General features: G+C 61.0%; 4 protein-coding genes. 2 read left to right on the top strand and 2 right to left on the bottom strand.

Annotated elements, in window-relative coordinates; translation table 11 throughout:
• Positions 1-474 precede the first annotated feature (474 nt).
• Positions 475-1,626: a macrolide transporter subunit MacA gene (gene macA, locus ACKZ62_RS17370; protein ID WP_122681425.1), complete on the top strand. Its 1,152-nt coding sequence runs from the start codon at positions 475-477 to the stop codon at positions 1,624-1,626.
• 3 nt (positions 1,627-1,629) lie between these two features.
• On the top strand, positions 1,630-3,588 hold the full coding sequence (locus ACKZ62_RS17365; protein ID WP_032885760.1) for a MacB family efflux pump subunit: 1,959 nt from the start codon (positions 1,630-1,632) through the stop codon (positions 3,586-3,588).
• A 117-nt stretch (positions 3,589-3,705) separates the two neighbouring features.
• Here the strand turns inward: ACKZ62_RS17365 and ACKZ62_RS17360 are convergent, their stop codons facing one another.
• Positions 3,706-4,374: a response regulator transcription factor gene (locus tag ACKZ62_RS17360; RefSeq protein WP_177326421.1), complete on the bottom strand. Its 669-nt coding sequence runs from the start codon at positions 4,372-4,374 to the stop codon at positions 3,706-3,708.
• Positions 4,375-4,515: 141 nt separating this feature from the next.
• Positions 4,516-5,760: a methionine gamma-lyase gene (locus tag ACKZ62_RS17355; RefSeq protein WP_447095575.1), complete on the bottom strand. Its 1,245-nt coding sequence runs from the start codon at positions 5,758-5,760 to the stop codon at positions 4,516-4,518.
• Positions 5,761-5,850 lie beyond the last annotated feature (90 nt).

The raw sequence follows: 5,850 nt of genomic DNA, 5'->3' as shown, positions 1-5,850 counted from the left end.
AGAGGGTATACCGCTTTAAATGTGGGAGGGGGCTTGCCCCCGATAGCGATCTTTCGGTGCACATATCCATTCCTGCGGTAACGGCGGCTTGTGGTTCCGCTCTTACAGCGGGTCACTTTTGGAAAGGCCGGAATGCCGGCCCAGCCAAAAGTAACCAAAAGGCCTTCGCCCCACCACTCGGCACCTCGCCTAGGCTCGGTGTGCCCTCACTCCGGCTTTGGAACTCGGGCCGCCGCTCCAAAACCTGCGTTCGGCCAGCGTGGTTTTACGGGGCGACCGCAGATCAAAATCAAGAGCGCGGCGGCCTTAGAGCCGACCGATTTATTGAGTCGAACTGCTTTCACAGGTGGGAGGGGGCTTGCCCCCGATAGCGATCTTTCGGTGTGCATTTCCATTCCTGCAGAAACGGATATGTACCCAATCAAAAAAAGCCCAACCCAATAGGCCGGGCCAAACCACTTTCTATGGTCATCTATGCAAAACTCTAAATTCCGCAAAATCGGCATATTCACCGTACTGGCCGTAGCCATCAGCCTAATCATCTACACCGTCCAGGCACCGGCCGACGCACCGCTGTACCTCACCGCCACCGCCGAACGCGGCGACATCGAAAACGCCGTCCTGGCCACCGGCCTACTCGAAGGCATCAAGCAAGTCGACGTCGGCGCCCAAGTCTCCGGCCAGTTAAAGTCACTCAAGGTCAAAGTGGGCGACAAGGTAAAAAAGGGCCAATGGCTCGCCGAAATCGACCCGTTGATCCTGCAAAACACCCTGCGCAAAGCCCAAGTGGATGAGGAAAACCTCCAGGCCCAGCGCAGGGCCACGGCGGCTCAGCTCAAGCAGGCCAAGTCGGTGTATGAACGCTACAAAGGCTTGCAGGATGACGAGTCGGTATCGCGCCAGGACTTTGAAGATGCCGAATCGACCTTCCAAGTGCAGCAGGCCAATCTGTTGGCCCTGGATGCGCAGATCAAAAGCGCACATATCCAGATCGACACCGCCAAGATCAACCTGGATTACACCCGCATCAATGCGCCCATCGACGGCGATGTGGTGGGCATCGTCACCCAGGAAGGCCAGACGGTGATCGCCAGCCAACTGGCGCCGGTGCTGCTCAAGTTGGCGGACCTGGACACCATGACGGTCAAGGCCCAGGTGTCGGAGGCGGATGTGATTCATATCAGCCCCGGTCAGCAGGTGTATTTCACCATCCTCGGTGAAGCCGACAAACGCTACTACGCCAAGCTGCGCGGCACCGAGCCGGCGCCGCAGAACTTCCTTGAAACCCAGACCGCCGGCACGCCCAAGCAGAACACGGCGGTGTTCTACAACGCGTTGTTCGATGTGCCCAACCCCGACCATCGCCTGCGCATCGCCATGACCGCCCAGGTGCGTATCGTGCTCGACACCGCCCAGGCCGCGTTGATGGTGCCGGTGGCGGCGCTCGGGGCGCGCAATAAGGACGGCAGTTACGCGCTGCGGGTGCTGGATGCCAAGGGCAAGGCGGTGTCCCGTGATGTAAAAACCGGCATCAACAACAACGTCAAGGTGCAGATCCTGGAGGGCCTGGCCGAGGGCGATAAAGTGGTGATCGGTGATGCGTCGCCTGCTGTGGCGGGGAACTGACGGATGAGCCAGCCACTGTTGGAACTCAAGGGCATCACCCGCAGTTTCATGGCCGGCGAGCGTGAGTTCATTGCGCTCAAGGGTATCGACCTGACGATTCAGGCCGGGGAAATGATCGCGATTATCGGTGCGTCCGGTTCCGGTAAATCCACCTTAATGAATATCCTTGGCGGCCTGGATTACGCCACTGCCGGCAGTTACAAGATCAATGGCATCGAAACCCGTTCGTTGGGTGATGAACAACTGGCGGAACTGCGCCGCGATTATTTCGGGTTCATCTTCCAGCGCTACCACTTGCTGGCGCACCTCAGTGCTTTGCACAACGTGGAAATGCCGGCGATTTACGCGGGCACCCCACAGACTCAACGCCACAGTCGCGCACGGGAGTTGCTCGAACGCCTGGGGCTGGCCAGCCACACCACCCACCGTCCCAGCCAGTTGTCGGGCGGGCAGCAGCAACGGGTGAGTATCGCCCGGGCCTTGATGAATGGCGGTGAAGTGATCCTCGCTGACGAACCCACCGGCGCCCTCGACACCCACAGCGGCAAGGAGGTGATGCGTATCCTCGCCGAGCTGCACGCGGCCGGGCACACGGTGATTATCGTCACGCACGATCCCAAGGTGGCGGCGAATGCCCAGCGTATTGTCGAGGTCTGTGACGGCGAGATCATCAGTGACAAGGCCAACACCCGCAGTGGATTGGACGCGCCTGCCGAGGCGCCGATAGAGCCCCGGCGCAGCGGCGCACGGCGGTTGGTGGCGAGCCTTGGGTTGTTCAAGGAAGCGTTCAACATGGCCTGGGTCGCGCTGGTGTCCCATCGCATGCGCACCTTGCTGACCATGCTCGGCATTGTCATCGGCATCACCTCGGTGGTGTCGATCTCGGCCATCGGCGAAGGCGCCAAGCGCTATGTGCTCAAGGACATCCAGGCGATTGGCAGCAACACCATCGATATCTTTTCCGGCACCAGTTTCGGCGACAGCCGCGCCTCGGCCATCGAAACCCTGATGCCGTCGGATGTGGACGCGTTGAACCAGTTGTACTACGTGGACAGTGCCACGCCGGTGGTGGGCCGCAGCCTGTTGCTGCGCTACGGCAATATTGATCTGGATGCCCAAGTCAATGGCGTCAGCGACCGCTACTTCAAGGTCAAGGGGCTGAAGCTTGAAGCCGGTATTGCCTTCAGCGAAAGCGATGCACGGCGCCAGGCCCAGGTGGTGGTGATCGACCACAACACCCGGCACCGTCTGTTCGGGCCGAACGTGGACCCGCTGGGCCAGGTGATCCTGGTGGGCAACCTGCCGTGCACAGTGATTGGCGTGACGGCCGACAACAAAAACATGTTCGCCGCCAGCAAGGCGCTCAACGTGTGGGTGCCTTACGAAACCGCGGCGGGGCGTCTTTTAGGCCAGCGCCACTTGGACAGCATCACCGTGCGCATCAAGGACGGTCAGCCGAGCAAGGTGGTGGAAGACAACGTCAACAAGCTCATGCTGCAACGCCACGGCACCAAGGATTTTTTCACCAACAACCTCGACAGCATCATGCAGACGGTGCAAAAAACCAGCCGCTCCCTGGCGCTGCTGTTGTCGTTGATCGCAGTGATTTCATTGCTGGTGGGGGGGATTGGCGTGATGAATATCATGCTGGTGTCGGTCACCGAGCGTACTCGTGAGATCGGTATTCGCATGGCAGTGGGCGCGCGGCAGTCGGACATTCGTCAGCAGTTTTTAGTGGAAGCGGTGATGGTGTGCCTGATCGGCGGCTTGATTGGTATCTCGCTGTCCTACGCGCTGGGGTTTCTGTTTTCGCTGTTTGTGAAGGAATGGGAAATGGTGTTTTCGGTCGGCTCAATCGTCACAGCCTTCGCCTGTTCGACACTGATCGGCATTGTGTTCGGCTTTGTGCCAGCGCGGAACGCGGCGCGGCTGGACCCGATTGAGGCATTGGCCAGGGACTGATTTCTGTTGGCCGGTGAAGATCAAGTGTGGGAGGGGGCTTGCCCCCGATGAGGGGCTGTCAGTTGATGCATCTATGGCTGACACACCGCTATCGGGGGCAAGCCCCCTCCCACCGGTTTAACTGGTGATGTCGTCCGTGGAATACATCCAGCGCAACAACGAATGCCGTCCGCTGATCCCCAGTTTGATCGCCGCCCGCTTGAGGTAGCTTTCAATCGTGTTGACCTTCAATGCCAGTTGCTCCGCCAACTCCGGCGCCGTCCGCCCGGCCAGCAGGCCCACACACACTTCCAGCTCGCGGTTGGACAGGGTCAGACCCGATTGCACCAGGCGTTCTTCAATGCGTCGGCGCAGGGTGTCGATGCCCTGGTTTTGCGGCTCCCTCGGATCGCTGTCCTGGCGGCAGGGCTGGATCGCGGCGATGTGTTTTTCCACCATCGGCAGCAGCAGGGTGGAGAAGTCCTGCAGCATGCTGCGCTCCTGAGGCGAAAAGCTTTCGGACTGGTGCGAGCGGTACACCGACAGCACGTAGCGCACGTCGTCTTTGCGGCGTGTGAGGTGCAGTTGTGCGGCGGGTTGTGCTTCGCCCAGGGCCGCCACCGAATCGGTGTAGACCGGGCTGATCTTGCGGCGGGTGTGCCCTTCGGGGCTCACGCGCATTTGGGTGATATGGGTGGCGTCCACTGCCAGTTGGGTGAGAATCAGGTCATGCAGCATGCGTGGGAAATGGCGACTGCCGGTGCTGGCGATGACCTTGCCTATATGTGGGAACAGGTTTGAGTTCATCAGTTCGTCCATGAATGTCGAGTGCAGGACGTATGCTAGTACAGCCTGGCGGCGGGATGGGGATCCAATTGGGAAAAAAACCAGATTAAGCACGGCCAACGGCGGCCGGACCTGTCCGACCGCCGTCAGGGCAAAACAAACTCATCTCACCGCATGCGCCGCCATCAGCGTTCGGCGCGGCAAGGCGCGCGTGCATGTGGCCAGTGCTTGCTGCACATCCGACAGCAGGTCGGCAACGTCCTCAAGCCCGACCGATAAACGCACCAGGCCTTCGCTGATGCCGTGGTGCGCGCGCTGTTCCGGGGTGTAGGTGGAATGGGTCATGCTCGCCGGATGCTGGGCCAGGGATTCAGCGTCGCCGAGGCTGACCGCGCGGGTGAACAGCTTGAGGGCATTCATGAAGCGCCGACCGCTATCGATCCCGCCCTTGAGCTCGAAAGCAATCATGCCGCCCGACTGGCTCATTTGCCGCGCCGCCAGTTCGTATTGCGGGAAAGAGGGCAGCCCCGGATACGTGACCCACTCCACCGCCGGGTGCGCCTGCAACGCTTCGGCCACGGCCTGGGCGTTGCTGCAGTGGCGGTCCATGCGCAGGGCCAGGGTCTTGAGCCCGCGCATCAGCAGCGACGCATCCTGGGGCGACATCACCGCGCCGGTCAGGTCCTTGAGACCTTGCAGGCGAATGCGCTGGGCCGTGGCCAGGTTGCTGACGGCGATGCCGGCGGTGATGTCGCCGTGGCCGCTGAGGTACTTGGTGGCCGAGTGCACCACCACATCGGCACCCAGTTCCAGCGGGCGTTGCAAGTACGGCGTGCAGTAGGTGTTGTCGATCACCACGGTCACGTTTGGCTGTTGATGGGCGAGGGCGGCCACGGCTGTGATGTCCACCAATTGCAGGGTGGGGTTGGCCGGGGTTTCGCAGTAGATCATACGAGTGGCGGGGCTGAGCGCCGCTCGCAGGGCGGCCAGGTCGGTGAGGTCCACGTGCCGCACCTTGATGCCGAACTCGCCGATACCGTGATGCAGCAGGGCGAAGGTGCAGCCGTAGAGGGTCTGGCTGACGATCACCTCATCGCCTGGCCGCAGCAGGGTCCAGAACGTCGCGGCAATTGCGCCCATGCCGGAGCTGAACGCCACTGCCGCCTCGCCGTTTTCCAGGGTGGCCATGCGCGATTCCAGCAGCGCCAGAGTCGGGTTGGAAATGCGTGTATAGAAGTGGCCGTCGGCTTCGCCGGCAAAACAGGCGGCGCCGTATTCGGCAGTGGGAAACGCAAACGTGGCTGACAGGTAGGTCGGCGGCACGAGCGCGCCGTGGTGGTCCTTGGGGTCGTAGCCGTGGTGGATGGCGCGGGTAGAAAAGCCGAATGCATTATGTTTATTGTTCATGTCGGGCGCTCCTTATTTCCTACAATGCTATGCTCATAACCAAGGCTGAATTTTCCAAACTTTGCCGACAAATCCCGCGTTAAGGGATGA

The organism is Pseudomonas sivasensis, from assembly GCF_052938085.1.
The sequence above is the reverse complement of the archived record's forward strand: the minus strand, read 5'-3'. Positions and strand labels throughout refer to the sequence as shown.

Excerpts from the sequence above, each read along its gene's own strand:
- macA (WP_122681425.1), top strand. The coding sequence starts at position 475 with ATGCAAAACTCTAAATTCCGCAAAATCGGCATATTCACCGTACTGGCC.
- ACKZ62_RS17365 (WP_032885760.1), top strand. The coding sequence starts at position 1,630 with ATGAGCCAGCCACTGTTGGAACTCAAGGGCATCACCCGCAGTTTCATG.
- ACKZ62_RS17360 (WP_177326421.1), bottom strand. The coding sequence starts at position 4,374 with ATGAACTCAAACCTGTTCCCACATATAGGCAAGGTCATCGCCAGCACC.
- ACKZ62_RS17355 (WP_447095575.1), bottom strand. The coding sequence starts at position 5,760 with ATGAACAATAAACATAATGCATTCGGCTTTTCTACCCGCGCCATCCAC.